Consider the following 21535-nt stretch of genomic DNA (forward strand, 5'->3'; position numbering starts at 1 on the left):
ATTAACTGCCCAAATATATTTTTTGAAAGCAAAAATTTAGGCAAAAAAAGAGCAACGCCTGCTCCATATCCTTATCAAGGGTGGTAAGGATCAGCCAAGATCATCGCATGGGGATACGTTTATCTTGGCGCACTTCCTAAGAAGCGCGAACAGGGTTGCATAAAATGTAAGTCTGCCGAGTGGAGAGAATCGACTTACATAGAGGCTTACAGCGCCGCTTTAAAAATCTCTACGACTTGTGCATGGCTAGCCTTACGCGGGTTGGTCAGCATACAGGCATCCTTTTGCGCATTTTCTGCCATAATGGCAAGGTCTTCCTCTTTAACCCCTAAGCCTTTCAGACCAGATGGAATTCCAATTGAAGCTGAAAGCTGGCGAATCGCGTCAATCGCTGCATAAGCTGCTTCAGTCACAGTTAATCCTTCAGTATTTACACCCATCAGCTGGGCAATTTTTGCATAGCGATCCGGACAGGCAATCAGGTTAAATTCGCATACGTGCGGTAGCAAAATCGCATTACATACACCATGTGGCAGGTTATAGAAACCACCCAGCTGGTGTGCCATCGCATGCACATATCCGAGTGATGCATTGTTGAATGCCATGCCTGCCAGATACTGTGCATAGCTCATTGCATCACGCGCTTCAATATTTTCACCATTTGCCACTGCCTGACTCAGCCATTCACTGATCATGGTAATGGCTTTCTCTGCACAGGCATCTGTGATCGGATTGGCTGCTATAGAGACATAGGCTTCTACCGCATGAGTCAGTGCATCCATACCTGTTGCCGCAGTTAAGCCTGCTGGCTTGGCAATCATCAGTTTTGGATCATCGATCGCAATCAGTGGGGTACAACGCCAATCCACAATTGCCATTTTGACATGGGTATCGGTATTGGTAATGATACAGAAGCGTGTCATTTCCGACGCAGTACCCGCTGTAGTATTCACTGCAATAAGCGGTGTCATAGGCACAGTACTTTTATCAATACCTTCATAGTCACGGATATGACCACCACCAGCAGTGACTAGACCAATACCCTTGGCACAGTCATGTGATGAACCGCCACCGAGCGATACAATAAAATCGCAGCCGTTGTCATTGTAGGCTTGCACGCCATTATGGACGTTAATATCGGTTGGGTTTGGTTCTGCACCTGGGAAGATATGGCTGTCAACACCAGCCTCTTTTAAATAATTTGCGATGGTATCTGCGACACCAAATTTGTATAAGCCTTCATCGGTCACAATCAGGGCTTTCTTGGCACCTAAATTTTGTGCTTTAACGCCAATTTCTTTGGCACAGCCTGGACCGAAAAGTGAAACACAAGGGATATAAAAACCGTTTGTTTGATCTGCGATATTCTTAAAAGCCATGGTTCGATTCCTTCTACCATTCATCTTATTATCGGTGACCCTCACCGTGATTTAAGTATTGAATGAACGATAAAAGAATCCCACCTACTAAAAGCCTACCTTATGATAAGAGATTGAAATTTTAGTTATTTTTGAAGATAGATAGTGCTTAAATGAATTCAAAAAATAAAAAAGCACCTAAGAGTATTGCTCCTAGATGCTTGATGTATTTGGTGGGCCCAGACGGACGATAACAAAATTTTATCTTATTGAATTTAATATAAAAATTATCATAAAAATATCTAAGGATACAAATCAGGATACACGATTTATTTGTTTATTTTTTAACCAAAATTAAAGTTTAGTAACATATAATTTAAGGTGGTTTTAGTAGACTTTTTAAGAATACAACATCACCATGTACATAAGAATACTTTATGATGAGATCATCATATAATTCATTTTACCAAGATCAGATAAAACTCATAGTAATATAGGAGAGATTATCCTTACCTGAAGGTAATAGTCCTTTATAATATCTTTAAATTGCCAATACAGTAGCTACGATAGCTAAATGCATCACCCTAATTTAAATTTCGAGGTGATCTAACCACTTTACCATTATATGCAATTTCTCAAAGATCTCTCTAACAATTGTTTATTCTAAATGTTCATCAACCTCGACCTTTTTATCAGGAAATTTCCATTTATAACTTACATACTTAAACGTAGCTTTACCTCTTTGCATAGCTGAAACTTTGCATCAAGATTTGGCATGTATATTCCCTATTCAAATCCCTGTATAAAAAGTCTGAATGAACTGTTTTGTCTTATCCCACAACTGATTAAATACGGTCTCTCTTTCAAAGAGCTTAACTTTAAAGTTCGGTAAATCCTTTAGCTCTTCTTTTCTTGGTAAACGCTTTGTAAATTCGTAGTTTTCCAGAACCGTTTTCATTGCTTCTGGTTTAAGGTTTTCTTGTTCACACAGATGTTGATATGCCTGTTCTTTTTCTGCATCCCAGAATGCAGCAAAAGCCGTTTGGACGCTCTGCCCATTGATCATCTTCGGCATGTTTTCTTCAATGAACTTCTGAATCAGGTCTTGTTTATCGTGCAAACTAATATCGCTACTGATTAAATCGTAAATTTGCGCTTGGTACTTCTGACGCTTATCCTCTGAGTCTGTATCAACAACAAGCTGTAGCAGATTAATAATATAACCAACATTAATGCGGTCACTGTGCAGTAGATCCAGTTGAAAATCGACATCATCCAATACCGATACTTTTTCTTTCTTGGTGGTCTTTCTAACGGCACGGCATAGGTCAGCATACTTAGAGGCGAAGTTCGCGAAGTGCTGCTTATCCAGTTGTGTTTGGTCTTGATCGTACTCAATAAAAGTTTGTAATTGCGCGTTATAGCGCATCACTTCACGGAAAGCTTTAATAAATTCCAGTTGCTGTTCTTCTGTAACAAGATCATCGACTGATTGGTAATTGGGCGTTAAGGCAAACAGTTTGCTCACCGCTGCTTGGTAATCCTGTTCGATTTCCGCATAGCTGGGAACAAGGACGATCTTGGTCGTTTCTTTATTGGAAAATAGTGCCAGCGCTTCATCCGTTGCACGTTTTAGGTTACGGAAACAGATGATATTGCCAAATGGTTTTTTATCGTTGTAGACACGATTGGTACGAGAGAATGCTTGAATCAATCCATGATATTTTAGGTTTTTATCGACATACAAGGTATTTAACGGCTTAGAGTCAAAGCCCGTGAGGAACATATTGACCACGATTAGAATATCAATCTGTCTGTTTTTTACGCGCTGTGCAATGTCGCGGTAGTACGCATAAAATTGATCACCTGAATTGTAGTTGGTTTTAAACTGTCGGTTGTAATTGGCAATGTAGCGATCCAGCTTATCCCGACTGGATGAATTGACCTGAGTTGGAATATCTGCGGCTTCTTCATGAATCAAGCCAGTTAAGTCATCAGTCGGTACAGCCTCATTTGCCGCATAGGAAAAGATGGTGGCAATGGTCAACGGTTTAAATATCCGACCTTGTGCTTCATCTTCAATTTGCTTTTCAGCCTGCACCTTTTCAAAGAGGTCGTAATATTGGGTCAGTGTTTCGACCGAACTGACACAGAACATTGCGGTAAATTCACGATTACGGGTTTTGGTATCGTGGATATTGACAATGTAGCGGGCAATCATTTCTAGGCGTTGCGGGTTGTCATACAGTTCTTTGGTATCGATGCCTTCTACATCTTCCTCATAACTGTCATTCGTCGCCATGCCTTTGGCGGTGTATTTGCCACGATAATCAATCTGGAACTGCAAGACGTTACGATCACGGATGGCATCGACAATCACGTATTTATGCAAACACGCATTAAACAGGTAGTCTGTGGTGAGTTTTAAACCTGCTTTGCTTTGGCTGTTCTTTTCAAAAATAGGCGTACCGGTAAAACCAAACATCTGTGCATTGCTGAAGAATTTTTTGATGTTCTGATGAGTCTCACCAAATTGACTGCGATGACATTCATCAAAAATAAAGACCACTTTTTTATTTTTAAGATAATCAATCGATTCTAAATAACGTTCGGTGCTGATGGCCCGATTGAGCTTTTGGATGGTGGTCACAATCAGTTTGTCATGACGTTGATCCAGCTGTTTCACCAAGGTCGATGTGTTATCGGTGCTGTCCACACTGTCTGCTTTAAAAGCATTAAACTCACGTGAGGTTTGTGTGTCGAGGTCGTTACGATCCACCACAAACAAGACCTTTTCTACATCGGGCATTTGCATGATGATCTGACTGGCTTTAAATGAAGTCAGGGTTTTACCTGAACCTGTAGTGTGCCAGATATAGCCGTTCTGATCGGAGTTTTGTACATGCTCCACAATTTTCTGTACTGCATAAATCTGATAGGGACGCAGCACCATCAGGCTTTTGGTGGTTTCTAGCAGCACCATGTACTGGGTCAGCATTTGGGTTAGATGCTGTTGATTGAAAAATGCGTCGGCAAAGTCGACAATTTCATTGATGTGTTTGTTATGGACATCCGCCCAGGGAAAGGCAAACTCGATGCCTGTGGTGCCGTTGGAGTAATAACGGGTATTGGCACCATTACTAATGACAAACAGCTGAATAAAACCAAACAGCCCTTGCCCTGCCCAATAGGCTTCACGAATATAGCGTTGCGTTTGATTAAAGGCTTCGGCGATTTCCATGCCGCGTTTTTTTAGCTCGATCTGTACCAAAGGCAAACCATTAACCAAGAGTGTGACATCAAAACGGCTGGTTCTGCCATTATAGTCACGGTGATCAATGGTGATCTGGTTGGTGACCTGATAGATATTTTTGCTTGGGTCATCGGACAGGAAAAAAAGGTGTTTACTGGTACCATCATCAAATTTGACTGGGAACAGATCACGCAGATTTTTGGCGCGCTCAAATACTGTGCCCGTATTTAAAAAACTGATGACCTGTTTCCATTCCGTTTCTGACAGTGGTGCTAGCCCATTGGCACGTTCGACTTGGGTTTTGAGGTTAGACAGTAGTTGGCTTTCGTCCTTGATGGTCACCGCAGCATATCCCAATTGCTTGAGCTGGCTAATCAGTTCGTTTTCAAGTTGGTATTCGCTTTGTACTGTCATTTCACCCTCTAATCTTTTAAATTATACACTTCAATCTTTATTATCTATAATCAAGAACTTAAGCAACTTTGATACCTTGCGCATCAAGATAATTATCTAACTCTTCTGAGTACGCATCATAATCTTGCTCAAACAATGCCTTGCTATAACTTAAACCACTAGGTAATTCAAATTGCTCATCAAGAAAATCATTAAATTCAAGATAGTCCTCGTAACGATAACTTTGTGTGTAAGAGAGATCAATTTTAAGTAGAAGAAGAAGCAATATATATGATAATCGATCTGTTGTTTGTGCAATAATCTGAGCTAATTCCACTCCAACTGAATAACTCTTTGGAAGAATTTTGCCGTGAGATATCTCACCAACATTATTTCTCATCTCCCCCAGAAAACGTATCCATTGATTAAGTGCTGAAAAATAATTTTCTATGTCGCTTTTTGGCATTACATTTTCAATTGCTGAATGTTCGTAAATGCACTCCTTAGCTTTTTTAAACAAGCGCCCTAAATCCAATAAATTAATATCCTTGGCGTTTTCATACGGTCTAAGTTTTAAAATAATATTTTTAGCTATCGCTTCTATAAATGATTTACTACATTCAATCAGTGTATCTCCACACTGATTAGTTTGTTGATCAATTTGATTTAATAATCTTTCTAAATCTTGCAACCATTTATGTTTAGATGAATGTAGTGCTATAAGTTCTCTGGATTTTTTCATAACAAAACCTATATAAACATCTGCTGCAACAAGCCTTTTTTCCATTGTTTAGCCTGTTCAATTTGCTGTGCAACCACTTCAATTTTTTGGTCAATGCTCGATAAGAAATTGGCGATTTTGGTTTGTTCTTCTAGACAAGGAATATTAAGAGTTAAAGCAGATAACGACTCTTGATTAATATTTGTATTTGCACTTGTTGTACTTTTAGCAAGTAATCTCAATCTAAAATCATTATTCATGAAACAATACTTCTTAAAACCTAAATCTAAGCCATAATTATCTCTAAATCTAATCAAGAATCCGCTATAAACAGTATTAGGTAAGTCATCTATAACCAATGCAGTTTGTCCTACCCCTTCAGCTTTGACCGATGACCGTATAAACAGCACATCACCTTTTTTAAGATCATAATTTTCTAGGTCTTTTTGATTAGCCTCAACTAACCCTAAATTATCTGTCTGAACAACTTTTTTTCCAAATACATCCATTAAATTGATAAAAGGCGAACCAAAACCAAATGATTCTTTATCTTTATTGAGACCATTTTTAAAAGCTCCAATTTCAGAAAGTAATTTTTCCTCCCACTCCCCAAACTCACTCCCATCATCCGCTTTAAAACGAATTTGCTGGCTAAACAGCTTTTGCATCATGCCTTGTTTATATTGGCTGAGTAGTTCGTGTTTTTGTGTGAGTTGGTTGATCTTTTCATCCACGTTCGATAGAAAAGAGGCGATTTTGGTTTGTTCTTCTTTGGATGGGAAACCAAAAGGTGTAGCTTTAGCTTGCTCAATCGTAAAATGAGAAATTGTTCCAGTATGAGAAATACTTTTTAAATACTCTCTAAATTTAGGACTAATAAAAAAATTATAAAGGAAAGATCCTTCAACAATTCCTGACGATTTCATCCAAAGTAAATCGGCATCTTTAAAATAAAGAGGCTGATCATTTGGAACTAGGTAAGGAATACCAATACTCCCTCCGCCAGTAACCAATAAATCACCTTGCTTAATTTTTCCTGATTTTTTAGCTAGTTCTTCAAATAACTCTAAAGAAATGTATGCTTTTTCATTTTCTTTATTCTTGAAAATAGAAACTACATCACTAGTACGAAAGAATGGAACGCCAGAATCCTGCCATTGTTCTTTAAAAACACGAGATGCTGAGGAAATTCCAATAATTTTTCCTAATTGCTTACTCGTCCAATCACCATCAAACTCTTTAAATCTTAACTTTGGCACAGCCATTACTTCACCCCCGCAAACGGTGAAACAATGCCTAGCTCTTTGCAAAAATCTGTAATGATGGCATCGGTTTTTTGGCTCTCAACTTCCAAAGCTTGAAGCTGTTGGGCAATCGCATCTAAATCAATTTCGGCTTCCGCTTCAAAAGTATCCACATAACGTGGAATATTCAGGTTGTAATCGTTATCTTTCACTTCCTGCAAGGTCGCCACATGCGCATATTTTTCAATATTTTCACGCTGTTCAAATGCCGCAACAATCTTATCCAAATGCTCAGGCAATAACTTGTTTTGGTTCTTCTGCTTTTCAAAATCATTGCTGGCATCAATAAACAGAATATTGCCGCTCTGCTCACGGTTTTTCTTCAACACCAAAATACAGGTCGGAATTGAAGTACCATAGAAAATATTGGCAGGTAAACCAATAATGGCATCCACCACGTTCATCTGCTCAATCAAATACTGACGAATCACGCCCTCACTCGAACCACGGAACAAGACGCCATGCGGTAACACCACCGCCATGGTGCCATTGTCATCCAGTTGATACAGCATGTGCTGTACAAATGCCATATCCGCTTTGGAGCTTGGCGCCAGTTTGCCATACGCAGCAAAGCGTTCATCTTGTAAAAATAACGGATCGGCAGACCATTTTGCAGAAAATGGCGGATTCGCCACCACCGCATCAAACTTTTTATCTAAATGCTGCGGACGGGTTAAGGTATTTTCCTGCTTGATGTCGAACTTGGCAAAATGCACATCATGCAGAATCATGTTCATGCGCGCCAAGTTGTAGGTGGTACGGTTCATTTCCTGACCGTAAATCATATCGACATCTTTCACTTCACGTTTTACCCGAAGCAATAACGAACCTGAACCGCAAGTCGGGTCATAGACTGAACGTAAACGGTCTTTGCCTTGGGTGACAATCTTTGCCAGTAAAGTCGATACCGTTTGCGGGGTATAGAATTCCCCCGCTTTTTTGCCCGCGCCTGAGGCAAATTCGCCAATCAGGTATTCGTAGGCATCGCCCAGTACATCGGCTTCGGTATTACTAATATCAAAATCAATATCATCTAAATGACTCAGGACTTTCGCCACCAGTGCATTACGGTCGCTGGCATTATTGCCAAGCTTGGTCGAGTTTAGATCTAAGTCTTCAAACAGGTTGGCAAAGTCATCGGCAGAGTCGGTGCCTAACGTGCTTTGTTCAATTGATTTTAAGGTCGCAGTTAAATCATCCAAAATGAATTCGCCCTGACGACCACGCTCGGCTAAGGTATGGAATAGCTGTTTGGGTGTAAGCGCATAACCCACTTCGGCAATGGCATTCTTTTTAATTTCTTCGATGTACGGCACATGCTCAGCATTATTTTCATCTAATTCTAAAAAGCTGACGTCTTCACCATCGAGCAATTCATTGGCAAAGTTCACCGATTTTTCTGATAAATATTTAAAGAAAATAAAACCCAGAATGTAATCACGGAATTCATCGGCGCCCATGGTGCCGCGCAAAGTATTGGCGATATTCCAGAGCTGTTTTTGCAGTTGTTGGAGTTGTACTTGGGTCATGTTAAAAATCAACCAAAAATCATTATTTTAGAATGGCAATACTTTGCCATATCTGACTCTTTAAATTAAGCACTAATTTCTTAAAAGATTACTCTTACGACATAAATTGTCGTAACATGCTTAAGCCTAGATTTCCTTATTTTATTGATTTAATAATAAGAATTATGGAGTTAATATGCTTTTTGATAATACGATGAATAAAGAGTTGCAGTCCTTTTCTAGAAACATTGCTTCTCAATTACTCTTAGGGGGATTTGCATTATTATCTCTCTATACAATTGATACTAAGTCTAATTTATCTTTATTTAACTATACCTGCCTTTATATATTAGGAATATTACTTATTCTTTGGTCTATGTACTCTGCTATTAGTAATGTTTGTATTTTATATAACGACTATCGAGATTATTTATGGCGTCAGGGAGAGAAATTTGATCGTATTCGCCTTATGACTAAGCCAAATAAAGAAGACAATAACTTAATTGAAATATCAAAAAAATTCAAAGGATTAAGAAATAGTCTTTTAATTAAGTTCAGATTAGAAGGTGCTTTCATATTGCTAATTTGGGCTTCGTTTGGATTTATTTATATACTAGGTATTGTTATGGTATTTCTACAGCAAACTAAAGTTCTGAGTATTTAGCCTAGCATATTGATAATAAGTTTAGGTTATCATTTTAAAATATTGCTATCCCACTACTCATAGGTTCCCATTTCTTACTACTACCCATGGTCAATGTGGCACAATTATAAGCATCCTGCAGAAAGCCTCGCCGCGCTTGCTCTGTAAATCCTGTCTGGGCAATTAAAGTTTCTCTTAATGGATGATGGCTAGTAATCAAATACTCATTACGCTTATGCAAGCGTTCTAATAAGTTTACTGAAGGCAACCTATCAAACTTCCCTTGTTGACCACGATTACATGAGGGACATGCTAATACTAAATTCGCAACTCCGTTGATAGGCTTTTGAATATCACACTCACGAAGTTTATGTGGGAAAAAATGATCAACATCCGCTGAATGTTCAAAAAGCTGTTCAATTGTAATTGGAGCAAAACAATAAAAACACCTGCTCTTCTGGTATCCATTTAAAGCAGGCTTAGCTGATGTGACATTTATTCTTCGTATTTTATTGTCCGCAACCAAAATTCCTTGATCGTCGTGCTGAATTTGTACTAAATGCTTAGGCAAATTCATATCCCAAGCTGTTTCAACTAAGCGCCATCTTGCTTCAGTTTCATCGATCAAATCTTTAGAATTCTGTGCTTCAAATAGCTGAAACACTTCATCAGTCAAAATGATGCCTCCATGCGTTTTTCGGGCATCCATAAAAAATCTTTGTGGAAGTTCCTGACCATGTACATTATGAAAAGCATCAATAACATTCACAAAACCATATTGCACTGTCTTCGCGATCAAAGTTTGCTGATCTATTTCATCTGCATTAAACGCGCGGCAAAAATCCAAGAATTTACTAGAGCTTGAAGTTGCCTGCTTATCCACTAATTTTAAGTGTTCGCAGATATGATGACTAAATGGGCCAGCCAGTTGATCGAGTGTAATGACCGTACCAGAAGAGGCTTGTAACTCGTATAGCGACTTAGCTAAAGCAAACTTGTAGGAAGCTACATTACGTCCAAATAGAATAACAGCACGCCAATAATTTTCTAAAGATGGCTCAATCTCGTAAAACTCAGACATTAAATCGATTTCCGTATTATTTTATTTCTTTTTCCAAAGTATATTCAGCCATTTTTCATTACGTTCAGGACGTTTATCTACTGTGATCCACTGTTCTAATATCTCATTACCATCTAACTGGTCTAGCAATGCTTTGGCCTGATTTTCATCTAGATCCGTAAATGATCTACCATCTTTTTCACGATCTGTCGTTCCATATTTAAAAGACATATAGCAAACACCAGTACAGCGCAATGAACGATGAATTCTGCGCAGTACATCAAGTAACTTATCCCTCTCGCAATGTAGTAAGGATGCACACGCCCAAACACCATCATATTGATTGGATTCAGCTAATTCATAAAAACTTGCATGACGCACTTGAATACCTGTTAATATCGTAGCTTGCTCAACCAATACTTTGGAATAATCCATTGCTTCAACCGTATAGCCTTTATTTTTAAATGCTAATGTATCGCGACCAGATCCACAGCCTAAATCTAAAATATGAGCATTATTTGGTAATTTTTCTAGAAACGGCTGATACAAACTTTCCATATCAACGTAGAGTGTGGCTTGCGTAAATTCATCTGCATACTGATTGTAATAGTCTATTGTTTTCATAATTAATGCTTGGGCCAAAAACTAAACGTAGTCTACTCAAAAACAAAAAATTAAGGGAGCCAGTGCTCCCTTAATATCTCACTAAACGATATTATCTTCTGTTAGTGTTTTACCCATTACTCTAGAAATGATCTTCAATAATTGCTGTTGACGAGCATCAATAAACGCTTCGAAATTATCAGTTCTTAGCAACTCAGGCTCAATAAAGTGTGATGCTAAGATTTGGTTCATACTGATATCATCCATCAACACTGTCTTATGATTTTGCAAGTCATTAAGATATTTCGACGGTGCCTTACCACCAATCATACGATTTGCTTTATACGAAATTGGTGTCTTATTAAGGATAGAGTCATATATTTTAGAAGGCTTATTATTTTCTTCACACCATTTTTTCGGAAAGATGTGATGAATGTCCAATGCAACTTCTTCGACATCTAAATTTTGAACCGATTCCTTCCAGAAGAAGTCTTGTGCCCCCTCTCTCAGCGCCAATGTATTTAAGCCTTTATATGCTGCACTCAAGCGAGATCTCAACGTTTTCAGGCGTTGTGCCTGAAATGAGGATTCTTGAATTGTTCGAATTTCATGATCAGGGTTTACAACCCAATTGCTAAAATCTTCTAAATCATTAGCAATCCGCGTTTCAACGGCGCCACCATAAAGCTCACCGAGTACACCACACCAGTACCATTGGCTTAATTTTTCATAGATTTTCGGCTCTAACCATCTTTCCTGAAGCAATGTTAAAATCGCTGCCAATGGAACTAGCTGTGTTCGATAAGGTAAATCTTTGGTAAAGAAAAAGCATTCTTTCCTTAAAAATTTTGCGACTAATAAAAATCCTCTTTCTACTTCGTCTGCCCATTTTTTATAATCTGAAAGAGACATACCCAAAATAGCTGAACGTTTTGCACTGACCGCAGAAATAAATTTACCAGTCTTCTTAGCTGCGATATCTGCTTTTCTCTGTTTCAAAGTACTTAATAAGCTAATAGCTTGTAAGTAATCTGTTGGCTCTACAAGCTTTAATATAGATTCTTTATCACTCAATCGTTTAGCACGACCAATTGGATTACGCTCAGGATGCCCATACCAATCATCCCTGAGGTTATATCCTTCAGCAGCAAATGTTGCTGTAACAAGTTCAAATACAGATAATGGCACACCACCTGTATTCACTTTTTCAAATACCAAACAGACTGCTTCTTTAGAATTTTCTTTATTTAATTTAATGACCGGCACAGCATACTGTCTAAAGCTTTCAAGAATTTTCTCTCTAAATTCCATATATTCTTGAATTCTGTTTGTATGGTTTTTAAATAAAACAACTTCCCATTCATTGGTATTAAAAATTCGATTACATGGGAAAAAAAATGCTTTGCATTCTTTTTCTATCGTTGAGAAATCTAACTCAATTTCCTCACCTTTCTCGTTTTTTATTTTTTTGATATCTCGCCCAAAGTTTGTCTTAACAACTTTATCTTCTTCTACAGAAATGAATGCGTCCTCTAAGTTCCCGTTTAGTGCCATTTCTATATCAATATAATAAAACCGCTTGATTACCCGCCCCTTTTCATCAAAGGTTTTTACTGGTTTCTCTAGCTTAAGTACTTGTGTTAATGAAGTTAACCGCTGCTGACCATCTAAAATTAACTCTTCAGGTTCAATGTCTTTTTTTATAAGCTCAACATTTTCTACAGGTCGTACTTGAAACCTAACTTCTCCACCTGTTTCTAGGAGCATTACTGCACCCACAGGAAAAGATCGAGAAATACTGACTAATAAAGACTTAATGTGCGCATCATCCCAAACCCACCCTCTTTGGAAATCAGGAAGCTGTAATTTCCCCTCAACTATCTTTTTCAAAATATCACTTAAATTTTCTTTTGTACTATCAAAATTACTCATGTACAGCCTTTTCCAAAATGGTTGTTCCAAAAATCCTAGTATTAATAAAATACAATATGGGTTAAAACCTCAGAGATTTTATTTTATAAATATTTTTATTTTATATTAATTTAAGACAATTAGGCCTACTAGAGTTCTTATTTAAACTTTAACTAGATTCAAATTTTTCAACAAAAACCACCCTCCTTTATTCCCAAGTTTTTGATCAAGCATTCAGAGCATGTATTTAGGTTCTATCATAGAGATAGGTCATAAAAATAATAAGAAACCTCTATGAAAAGAAATTTACCCACTGCGATGGCTAAATCAATGTCACACAAAGAAAAGGCTCTTAAACTACTAAAAATAGTGAAAGGCTTTGACCTTTGTCTCCATGAAGTCACTAAGGCAATGCCTTCAGTACTGCCTATCCACCCAGGAATCCAAGCCTTCACTACGGTTCGAAAGAAAATTCTGAGGCATGCAGAAAAACTGGAGTGGGAAGATATCCATTTTCAGCTCACTCAGCAATTTGTCACTATGTTGGTACAGTCTAAAATCAATATTGACCAAATCTTTCCAAACAGACTGCTGATGTTATTCAATCAGTATCTGAGCAAGACCTTTATTTATGATCTGAACAGTCGTATATACGACAAACCTCATACCTCGATGTCGATGGAACTGCTGGCCAAAATCCTAGGTTATACACGGAACCAGCTCAACTATCGCCAATCTCAAATTGATAAAACGTTTAACGCTAGATTCTCGACCCTTCAAGCTAAATGTGAAGCTCTAAACCATATACAAATAGAGCCTTCTATGTTCTGGAGAGCTGAACATGCATGACTCTCTTCAATCCATCATGGTTAAGCTGCTAGCCCCTGAAAAAACACTGGAGACCTTTCAGTATCTAGGTACTCATTTCTTATGCCAGACGCCATTGCTTGAAGACCTTAAATCGCTGCATCCATACTTCGATCAATCTCTATCATTAGAACTACCAGCGATTCAATTACCTCAACAGAAACCGCATCCAACTCAACAGCCTATTAGTAGCTATCTATACTGCTTAAAAGACTTAAAGTCAGATCACCCAGCCCATCTATGGGGCATCAATACAGTCTTTGCCTTGAGTACTTTAAGTAGCATCAATCCAACAACAACCTCTAACCATCAAACCACTATTACAACGCTAGCCAGCCGGTTCCGCCTCGCCTCCCTGGCCCTGATCAAAGCTCAACAGAATAAAAAACTGTCTAAATATGAAAAATTATATGTATGGCTTTGGGATCAGTTACCTCAATCTCCAACTTCTCTGAAAGCTTTTGTTCAGCAACTTTGTGATTTGGAACAATCTGGCAAGTTAACAACCTTCCAATTTAATCTCATCCGGGATATTAGACGGGCCTATAGTTATGTACTGAATCTGACAGCAAAAAAGCAGGGACATCACAACTCATCCCATAAACGCTTTGAACAATATAGCTTGGAAGATTCAGACAGTCTTCTTATCCTTCAGGAATTGTCCACATCCAAGCAAGTCCGGTCTCTGCAGTTTGAGGAACTATCTGACCAGCCAGAGGTACAGCAGGTTCAGATTGATACGGAAGCAGTGTCACCGTTATGCAAGCAATCTAAAAGCATGCAACAGCAGTCAGTCAAATTGATGCAGCAACATATTGTGCGCCTGCAACATCGTTTTAGAAGTAGTAATCATTATCCTGATCTGGAATCTATTCGTTTACTGATTACACATTGCTGGAATCAATACAGTACAGCGCAATACAAAAATAAAGCCTATCTCATCATCCTGCTCAGCTTTCTCACTGGCAACTCGACGGAAGAATGGCTCAAGGTACAAAGTCCAACAATCTCTCGACTGAATCAACGGCAACGTTTAATCAGCGTTGATGGCAGGTATGTCCTGCGCTCTAAGTTTACTTTGTTTGATCCAGTGCACTTTCCCCATAAAGAGGCTTTACAGAATCAGATCACGCATTTTGATTTACCCTTACCCTATAACTTTATCGAAGGGTTAAAGGAAGGCCCTTTTCTTGAACAGTCTCATATTAGAAATACATTACAACGATGCCGTGAGGAACTCTACATCCCTTCTCTGACGAGTAAGAAGCTAAGTACTTTATTGCATGCCTCTATTTATCATATGAGTGGGAATGTACAACTTGCTGATATTCTGACTGGTATAGATGCTAACCGATCCAGTTCTATTTCCTACTGCTCTTACCCGGTCTATCGTTTGCAGAGTCAGTATCTTGAAACAGTTAAGCACTTATCTGCTGAAATGACCAAGCTGTTTCATATCGATCAACCATCAGAAAATTTCGGTAGTCTTAAAGCACCGACACCTTCTACTGTGACCAGTGTCTTTGCCTACCTGTACGCTCAAGTGATTCAAGCCATGCATCAATTTGATGTAGTTGCCACCTATAACCATTACAACATCTGGCTATGGCATATCCTGCTATTATTTACAGCAGCACGACCTGTAAAGGATTTTCCAGGAGTGTTAAAAGACTTTGATTTAAAGCAAGGCTGGCTGTGGGTGTCAGATAAGGAGATTCATGGGAGACAGGATGATGGACGCATACTGCCTTTATGTGACTTTCTTAGAAATGAACTGAAATGCTATCTGAAATATTTAAGAAAGAATACTGCGAGTATTGCTGTACATATAGAGAACGGCTCACAGTATATCGATGATATATTTGAGAGTAAGAAGCCATTACTGGGGGTATTTCTTGATCACCAGTGGCAACCTCTTAGTCCTTCCATTGTGGCGGAATTTACCGAAGGCATGCAGCTTGATCATGCCAACTGGCTCAGACATACCACACGCGCATTTCTTACTGACAAAGCTGAGGAATCGTTAATTCTTGCGCTGTTTGGACATGAAAAGAATCAGCAGGAAATAGGCAATCGTTATTCTAGCCTTCCTATAAATGCTTATCGAACACTGGCTAATACACTCAATGAAATGAAAGGCTTCTTTCAGATTGATGGAATGTATGAAGACATTGGAGATCTTTAGATTCATAAGATAAGTCACATAGTCATAACCGGGTAAAGCATCATGTGAATTAAGTTGTGACTCATTAAAAAAATACAATTTAGCTTAAAATCAAAGAGATTTTTTATTTAAAAGTCATTGATTTTAAAAAAATATAATCATAAAGAACTATTTTAATACTTACATTTTCTCTCTATAAACACAATCTTTTTCAACAAAAATTTCCCCTTTTTACTCTAGGTTTCTGATCATGAATTCCTAAGATAGCTTTTACTTCTATCATTAAGATAGAAGTGAAGTAAATGAGCATAAAACTTCTGATATTTACCAAGCTTTTTCATAACTTAAAATATGCTCATTTTTAAAATTCTTATAGTGTGAAGAACTTCTATACCTTATGCCTATTCATAACTAACTTATGAACTAGCAATCAAAGCCGAAAAAATTGCCCGTTTTTCTGGTTCAGATAATTGATGGGCTAAAAGACCTTCAATGGTGAAGACAGCTATTTTTACTCTAGGCTCAATTTGATCAGTGGCCACCCCTATCTTCTGTAGCTCTAAACGAAACAATGCTTCCACCATGACATGGAACCTCTCATGCCACTCCTTTAGTTCTGGTGAAAATTTTAATCTGGCATGCACAGTACTCACTAGGCGATCAACTAATTGAAGTTGATCCACTACCCAGATTAAACGTTCAGAAAGATCCTTTGATGATTGCAACATGTATTCATTTACATGCTTGGTTAACTCAGCATTCAGAATGCTCACTAGCAGTTCATCTTTGTTTTTGAAATACCAGTAAATGGTATTTGGGGCAACTCTAGCTTCAACAGCAATACGACTCATGGAAGTCGCATCATACCCTTCGGTTAGAAACAACGAACGTGCAGCATCAATGATCTCTTGTTGTTTTTCTTCCCGATCTTGTACACGTTTATTACGGGCCATTCAGTTTTCCCACTCTACTAAAAATTAAGGTGCTATCACATAAAACGGATCAAAGCAGTATCGTAAATTCTTCTTGAATGCTATTCAATAATATAGTTAAATCATACTATCTTGAACAACATTCAAGATAATGTAAAAGAATAATAATGCACTACTGATTGATCAAAATAAATTTAATTTTCTGGTGCATTTTTAACAAGAAATAAGATGGAAGGCAGCCATCAAGAAATCTAAGAGCAGGCCAAACTATATGACAAAACGCAAATATCCTGATACCTCACATATTGAAAAATCAGTTTATGAGTCTAACTTCCTAACTGAGGGCGATATGTGCTCAGCAACATTACATGTACCTAAAGAGTCAACAACGCAAAAGCTGCCTGCTGTTTTAATGGTAGGTGGTTGGGGAAGTATTCAAGGTGCATTGACCGATTCTTTCATCAATCACTTTGTTACCCAAGGTTATGCTGTGATGGAATTTGACTATCCAGGCTGGGGATTGAGTGGAGGTCTGCCACGTCAGGATATTAATCCGTGGAAGCGAGTAAAAACCGTTAATAAGGCATTATCACATTTAAAGTCCCTGCCTCAGGTGGATGCAGACAATATTATTGCCTGGGGTACTTCATTTGGTGGTGGACATGTGGTGGATCTGGTAGCAGAACACCCTGAATTAAAAGGCGCCATTATTCAAGTTCCTATGCTAGATGGGATCAGTACAGTACGTTCTGTACCTCTACCCCAAATGTTTAAGTTTTTAGGGTATGGTTTAGCGGACAGAATTAAACCAGGTGAACGAATTTGTATTCCAACTGTGTCACAACCGGGTCAATTAGGAGCAATGGATCGTGATCAGGCCTGGAATGCCATGGAACTTGCTAAAGAGAAATTAAATATAGACTATGATAATCGTGTTACTGCACGTTCGCTTTTGACCATGGGGTTCTATCGCCCATGGAAACGTTTAAAGCAGGTCAAAGTACCTATGTTGATTGTAGGGGCAACTCAAGATACCGTCGCTCCGTTCGTAGCTAAAAAGATCGAAAAGGTAAAGAATCCTTTCATTCAAATGAAGAAAATTGAAGCGGACCATTTTGACCCTTATTTTGAGCCATACTTCTCACAAAATTTAAGTTATCAGTTAGACTTTTTAAACAGCTTAAAGCCTTCAAGAGCACACGTATAAATGCCATACTGCTTATAACAGCTAAAATAGCCTTATCCTTGGATAAGGCTATTTTTTAAAGCTATAGATAGAAAATTTTTAAATTAAAGCTGCTGTAGAAATGATATATGTTGCGATTGGATGCGATCGATAAAGGGGGCATGAAACAGATCGAAATGCCCACAGTCTTCTTCTAAATAGCGGATTAAATTTGATTTTTGCGCCGTTTTACGTGTACTTGATATTGGAATTAAAGAGTCTTGCTTTGCTCCAATCATTAAGGTAGGGGTCTGAATTTTATGGCTAATAGAGATAGGACGATAAAATGGAATTGTGAGGACGATTCGTGCAGGAACCTGGTTATCCCAGTTTTGCTTTTCCTCAACTAATGAATAATAACCCCGATAACAATCTGAACCCGATAGGACTGCAAACCGGCTTTTTGCCACGATCTTCATCAATTTTGACTTGCCAAATAGACTATAGAACAAGTCAGTGATTGCTAAATAGGTTGCAGGTAAGAGATAACGTTTAGGGTAACCCAGCAAACTAGCCAAACCATCCACATGCGGAAAGTTAGCAATAACGGCATGGTACTTCTGTTCACTGGCGAGTGTTAATACATGTCCCCCGCTAAATGAGTAACCCCATAATACAAAGTCCTGCTCAGTCAGATTAAACTCATTTTTGAGATATTGAATGACTGCTTTCCAGTCCTTTAATTGACTATTTTTATCGACAAGATTTTTATATTTACCACTACTCTTGCCAAATCCTCTATGATCAAAACAGCAAACACTATATCCCTGTTCCAGATAAGATTTGATATATCGATCTAGGGCACAACTTTTGTCTCCACCCAAGCCATGAGCCATAATGACAAAGGGCAAGCCATTATTATTTATATATAAATCAGCCTGAATTTGAAAAGAGTCTAAAGGTATAAAAACATTTTTTATTTGCATTACTCATTCCCTGTAATACATTTTTTAAATATTAAAACGCAATAAGTGCGAGCAGCACTTATTGCTTAACTTCATATTTGCCTAGGCAGCAAATAATTTAGAAATTAATTTTAATGTTGAAATATTATAATCACGTGGAGGAATTTTCACGCCTGCTGAGGCGAGATCCGATACCAGTTCAGCACGGAAAGTGTTGTAATCAACTTCTACAGCATGACGTTGTCCACCCTCGAATTTGTAGTGAGGATGATCCAGCTCATACTGAATAGCTGCTTTCATATCTTTTGGACGCTTATACTTACCTAATATTTCCTGACATGCGATACGTGCTTGAAAATCTGATAACGGCCAAATACATCCAATAGGTTGGAACAAGCCTATGAAATATAAATTGTCATAATCAGCATGCATCATCTTACGATAAAGCGGTACCTTCTCAGCATGCTGGAAATTAATAAAGTCAGGATCAAAGAATGGGAATACGGTCCAGAATCCTGTACAGCAACAAATAATGTCAAACTCTTGCTTGGTACCGTCCGTAAATTCAACTGTCTTTCCATCAATTTTTTTGATTGCAGGTTTTGGCTTAATCTTGCCATGGCGGACATAGTCAATTAAATCCGAATTAACCGTTGGATGCTGGCTTAATACAGGTTTAGTCGTTGGAGGTAGCCCAAAACTTGCATAATCACCCGTAAGAATTTTTAAGGATTTGGTGAGGATGGTCTGACGTGCCTTAGGTCGTAAATTTTCTAACGCTTTTGCGACCATATCACTTGGGAGACCCAGCAAAAATTTGGGTAAAAACCACTGTGGGCTGCGCATAGATAAATAAATATCTTTACTTACACGAGCAGCTTCTACAGCAACATCACAACCTGAATTACCCGCACCAATCACCAGAATTTTTTTATTACGCCACTCTTCATTCACACCTTTAAAGTCATGTGAATGCATCCATTTGCCAGTGAACTCTCCTTCGTATTTTGGATATTTCGGCATCCAGTGATGACCATTACATACCATCAGATACTGATAAATTTTTTGATGTTTCTGCCCTTCTGCATCCGTGTAATCGACTTGCCACTGACCATCAGACGTGCGTTCAACATGGTCAACAGTATGGTTAAACTTTATTTGGTTATACACATTAAAGTTTTTACTATAGTTTTCAAAATACTGCTGTAATTGATCATGCCGTGGGTAATCCGGATAATGATCCGGCATCGGGTAGTCTTCATACTCTGAAAGTTTTTTAGAGCTGATGATATGCGTATTTTCATAAACAGAAGAATGGCCTGTTTTGGAATTAAATACCCAGTTACCACCAACTTTGTCATTTTTTTCAAATAGATCAAACGCTATATTATAATCTTTACAGTTTTTTGCTGCGGCAATGCCTGAAGGGCCAGCGCCAATAATGCAGACAGTTTTATTCATTTTCAGCTCCATGAAAATATTTTATTCAAAAATCCGTCACATGTCGGTTTTTAAAAAATATAGGGGAGTTTTTTTAATAAATCAATGAGGGGATGCAAGATGCTGATGAATGAAATAAAGATGCCTGTTCAGAAAAGAAGTATCGAACGTCTGGAAAAAGTGATTCAAACCACTATAGACCTTTTAGAAACCAAGACCTTAGCAGAATGCAATATTCAGGAAATTTCACAAATTTCAGGTGTTCCAAGAAATCACATTTATCAGTATTTTCCTACGATAGATCATCTATTTAGCTTAATCGTAAATCGTTATTTCCAAAAACTTCAAAGTTACCTGACCCATAACGCTCAAATCTACAAGACTTGGACTGTGCTAGATATCATTCAAGATGCTTTAAGTAAAGCTTCAACTTTTTATAATCAAAACAAACCAGCAAGTATGCTTATTCTCGGTGGTCCTGTGAACATTGAAGGTTTTAGCCTCCATGAAGCCGTAATCGAAGAGATATCTAAAGAATTCGTCAAAATTTTTACTCAAAAGGAAAATCCTCTAACACTTAAAAAGCCAGATGACATTACCATTATGATTGAATTAATTTTTGCATTGATGAAGCATAGTTTTTATCGTAATGGTTATATTACTGAAGAATTACAACAAGAGGCTCTACTAATTTGTGAAGCTTATTTGGAGAAAAAGACCTATATTTAACTTATACGTAATCGAAAAAGTTGAAGACTTTATTGAATATTTAAATACTAAATTTTCTCAGACTTTTATTTCACATAGTAAAAATATAAAGAGCTAGAAATTTTTTATTTTTAAGTCAAAAAAATATCGAATTCAAAAAGTTAGTGAACTAGAATAATTTAAATATTAAAACTATATAGGCATAAGCAAATTCATGATTTTATTAATGTTCAAATGATGTTTTGTAATGATTACCTACTTCAAATATCAACCCTTCTATTATTAAAGATATTTATAAGCTTTAATTTCCTCTTTATAAAAAGCTTTCCATAAAAGTTAATTTTGAAACTTCCTACAAAAATTAAAGCTAAAAATGAAATTAGAGCCTTAGACAGACATTTCATTTTTATGGACTGCCACCACTCTCCTAGACAAATTTCGTCTATTTTTCCCACATACAGAGTCTATCTCCTCCACCTAATTTAAGCTCATTTGTGCTTCACAGGTAGCAGAATACAAGATCTAAAAAACCGTCTAAAT

16 protein-coding genes are annotated in these 21535 nt (G+C 37.8%); 5 read left to right on the forward strand and 11 right to left on the reverse strand.

Annotation, left to right across the window (positions count from 1 at the left end):
* Nucleotides 1-206: 206 nt before the first annotated feature.
* The 5 genes from mdh to AC4MBN_RS08920 form a co-directional block, all read right to left on the reverse strand.
* Nucleotides 207-1379 carry an iron-dependent methanol dehydrogenase gene (mdh, locus tag AC4MBN_RS08900; protein ID WP_034582942.1) on the reverse strand — a complete coding sequence of 391 codons (1173 nt, stop codon included), beginning with the start codon at nt 1377-1379 and terminating at the stop codon, nt 207-209.
* A 769-nt stretch (nt 1380-2148) separates the two neighbouring features.
* The gene (locus tag AC4MBN_RS08905) at nt 2149-5025 is read right to left on the reverse strand and encodes a type I restriction endonuclease subunit R (RefSeq protein ID WP_491880125.1); all 2877 of its coding nucleotides are present in this window, start codon (nt 5023-5025) and stop codon (nt 2149-2151) included.
* 58 nt (nt 5026-5083) lie between these two features.
* Nucleotides 5084-5791, reverse strand: coding sequence for an abortive infection protein (locus AC4MBN_RS08910; RefSeq protein WP_253135443.1), 708 nt, complete (start codon nt 5789-5791; stop codon nt 5084-5086).
* The gene (locus AC4MBN_RS08915) at nt 5755-6990 is read right to left on the reverse strand and encodes a restriction endonuclease subunit S (RefSeq protein ID WP_491880126.1); all 1236 of its coding nucleotides are present in this window, start codon (nt 6988-6990) and stop codon (nt 5755-5757) included. Before AC4MBN_RS08915 ends, AC4MBN_RS08910 begins: the two co-directional genes overlap by 37 nt.
* Complete coding sequence (locus AC4MBN_RS08920; RefSeq protein WP_491880127.1) at nt 6990-8558, reverse strand: type I restriction-modification system subunit M; 1569 nt, start codon at nt 8556-8558, stop codon at nt 6990-6992. The genes AC4MBN_RS08915 and AC4MBN_RS08920 overlap by 1 nt, the downstream gene beginning before the upstream one ends.
* Before the next feature lie 175 nt (nt 8559-8733).
* Between AC4MBN_RS08920 and AC4MBN_RS08925 the strand changes: the two genes are divergently transcribed.
* Nucleotides 8734-9201, forward strand: coding sequence for a hypothetical protein (locus AC4MBN_RS08925; protein WP_166136778.1), 468 nt, complete (start codon nt 8734-8736; stop codon nt 9199-9201).
* Between the two features lie 34 nt (nt 9202-9235).
* Here the strand turns inward: AC4MBN_RS08925 and AC4MBN_RS08930 are convergent, their stop codons facing one another.
* The 3 genes from AC4MBN_RS08930 to AC4MBN_RS08940 form a co-directional block, all read right to left on the reverse strand.
* Nucleotides 9236-10261, reverse strand: a complete 1026-nt coding sequence (locus AC4MBN_RS08930) for an HNH endonuclease domain-containing protein (protein WP_104501026.1) — start codon at nt 10259-10261, stop codon at nt 9236-9238.
* 21 nt (nt 10262-10282) lie between these two features.
* The gene (locus tag AC4MBN_RS08935) at nt 10283-10864 is read right to left on the reverse strand and encodes a class I SAM-dependent DNA methyltransferase (protein WP_491876727.1); all 582 of its coding nucleotides are present in this window, start codon (nt 10862-10864) and stop codon (nt 10283-10285) included.
* Nucleotides 10865-10945: 81 nt separating this feature from the next.
* On the reverse strand, nt 10946-12775 hold the full coding sequence (locus AC4MBN_RS08940; protein ID WP_491880128.1) for a GmrSD restriction endonuclease domain-containing protein: 1830 nt from the start codon (nt 12773-12775) through the stop codon (nt 10946-10948).
* A 273-nt stretch (nt 12776-13048) separates the two neighbouring features.
* Here AC4MBN_RS08940 and AC4MBN_RS08945 point away from each other — a divergent pair, with 273 nt between their 5' ends.
* Nucleotides 13049-13603: a hypothetical protein gene (locus tag AC4MBN_RS08945; protein WP_491880129.1), complete on the forward strand. Its 555-nt coding sequence runs from the start codon at nt 13049-13051 to the stop codon at nt 13601-13603.
* The gene (locus AC4MBN_RS08950) at nt 13596-15806 is read left to right on the forward strand and encodes a hypothetical protein (protein WP_491880130.1); all 2211 of its coding nucleotides are present in this window, start codon (nt 13596-13598) and stop codon (nt 15804-15806) included. The genes AC4MBN_RS08945 and AC4MBN_RS08950 overlap by 8 nt, the downstream gene beginning before the upstream one ends.
* A gap of 395 nt (nt 15807-16201) precedes the next feature.
* Here the strand turns inward: AC4MBN_RS08950 and AC4MBN_RS08955 are convergent, their stop codons facing one another.
* The gene (locus tag AC4MBN_RS08955) at nt 16202-16738 is read right to left on the reverse strand and encodes a TetR/AcrR family transcriptional regulator (protein WP_491880131.1); all 537 of its coding nucleotides are present in this window, start codon (nt 16736-16738) and stop codon (nt 16202-16204) included.
* 250 nt (nt 16739-16988) lie between these two features.
* Here AC4MBN_RS08955 and AC4MBN_RS08960 point away from each other — a divergent pair, with 250 nt between their 5' ends.
* On the forward strand, nt 16989-17924 hold the full coding sequence (locus tag AC4MBN_RS08960; RefSeq protein ID WP_491880132.1) for an alpha/beta hydrolase: 936 nt from the start codon (nt 16989-16991) through the stop codon (nt 17922-17924).
* Nucleotides 17925-18007: 83 nt separating this feature from the next.
* On the opposite strand, the gene AC4MBN_RS08965 is transcribed toward AC4MBN_RS08960, so the two are convergent.
* Both AC4MBN_RS08965 and AC4MBN_RS08970 read right to left on the reverse strand, forming a co-directional pair.
* On the reverse strand, nt 18008-18868 hold the full coding sequence (locus tag AC4MBN_RS08965) for an alpha/beta hydrolase (protein WP_491880133.1): 861 nt from the start codon (nt 18866-18868) through the stop codon (nt 18008-18010).
* 81 nt (nt 18869-18949) lie between these two features.
* Complete coding sequence (locus AC4MBN_RS08970; protein WP_419365856.1) at nt 18950-20308, reverse strand: flavin-containing monooxygenase; 1359 nt, start codon at nt 20306-20308, stop codon at nt 18950-18952.
* A gap of 99 nt (nt 20309-20407) precedes the next feature.
* Here AC4MBN_RS08970 and AC4MBN_RS08975 point away from each other — a divergent pair, with 99 nt between their 5' ends.
* A complete protein-coding gene (locus AC4MBN_RS08975; protein ID WP_491880134.1) occupies nt 20408-21016 on the forward strand; it encodes a TetR/AcrR family transcriptional regulator in 609 nt (202 codons plus the stop codon).
* Nucleotides 21017-21535: the final 519 nt, after the last annotated feature.

The organism is Acinetobacter sp. CAU_H_60 (assembly GCF_058599385.1).

What these genes read in the sequence shown, in the direction of transcription:
- AC4MBN_RS08940 (WP_491880128.1), bottom strand. Translation starts at nt 12,775, where the DNA reads ATGAGTAATTTTGATAGTACAAAAGAAAATTTAAGTGATATTTTGAAA.
- AC4MBN_RS08915 (WP_491880126.1), bottom strand. Translation starts at nt 6,990, where the DNA reads ATGGCTGTGCCAAAGTTAAGATTTAAAGAGTTTGATGGTGATTGGACG.
- AC4MBN_RS08950 (WP_491880130.1), top strand. Translation starts at nt 13,596, where the DNA reads ATGCATGACTCTCTTCAATCCATCATGGTTAAGCTGCTAGCCCCTGAA.
- AC4MBN_RS08965 (WP_491880133.1), bottom strand. Translation starts at nt 18,868, where the DNA reads ATGCAAATAAAAAATGTTTTTATACCTTTAGACTCTTTTCAAATTCAG.
- AC4MBN_RS08955 (WP_491880131.1), bottom strand. Translation starts at nt 16,738, where the DNA reads ATGGCCCGTAATAAACGTGTACAAGATCGGGAAGAAAAACAACAAGAG.
- AC4MBN_RS08930 (WP_104501026.1), bottom strand. Translation starts at nt 10,261, where the DNA reads ATGTCTGAGTTTTACGAGATTGAGCCATCTTTAGAAAATTATTGGCGT.
- AC4MBN_RS08960 (WP_491880132.1), top strand. Translation starts at nt 16,989, where the DNA reads ATGACAAAACGCAAATATCCTGATACCTCACATATTGAAAAATCAGTT.
- AC4MBN_RS08970 (WP_419365856.1), bottom strand. Translation starts at nt 20,308, where the DNA reads ATGAATAAAACTGTCTGCATTATTGGCGCTGGCCCTTCAGGCATTGCC.
- AC4MBN_RS08975 (WP_491880134.1), top strand. Translation starts at nt 20,408, where the DNA reads ATGCTGATGAATGAAATAAAGATGCCTGTTCAGAAAAGAAGTATCGAA.
- mdh (WP_034582942.1), bottom strand. Translation starts at nt 1,379, where the DNA reads ATGGCTTTTAAGAATATCGCAGATCAAACAAACGGTTTTTATATCCCT.
- AC4MBN_RS08910 (WP_253135443.1), bottom strand. Translation starts at nt 5,791, where the DNA reads ATGGAAAAAAGGCTTGTTGCAGCAGATGTTTATATAGGTTTTGTTATG.
- AC4MBN_RS08925 (WP_166136778.1), top strand. Translation starts at nt 8,734, where the DNA reads ATGCTTTTTGATAATACGATGAATAAAGAGTTGCAGTCCTTTTCTAGA.
- AC4MBN_RS08920 (WP_491880127.1), bottom strand. Translation starts at nt 8,558, where the DNA reads ATGACCCAAGTACAACTCCAACAACTGCAAAAACAGCTCTGGAATATC.
- AC4MBN_RS08935 (WP_491876727.1), bottom strand. Translation starts at nt 10,864, where the DNA reads ATGAAAACAATAGACTATTACAATCAGTATGCAGATGAATTTACGCAA.
- AC4MBN_RS08905 (WP_491880125.1), bottom strand. Translation starts at nt 5,025, where the DNA reads ATGACAGTACAAAGCGAATACCAACTTGAAAACGAACTGATTAGCCAG.
- AC4MBN_RS08945 (WP_491880129.1), top strand. Translation starts at nt 13,049, where the DNA reads ATGAAAAGAAATTTACCCACTGCGATGGCTAAATCAATGTCACACAAA.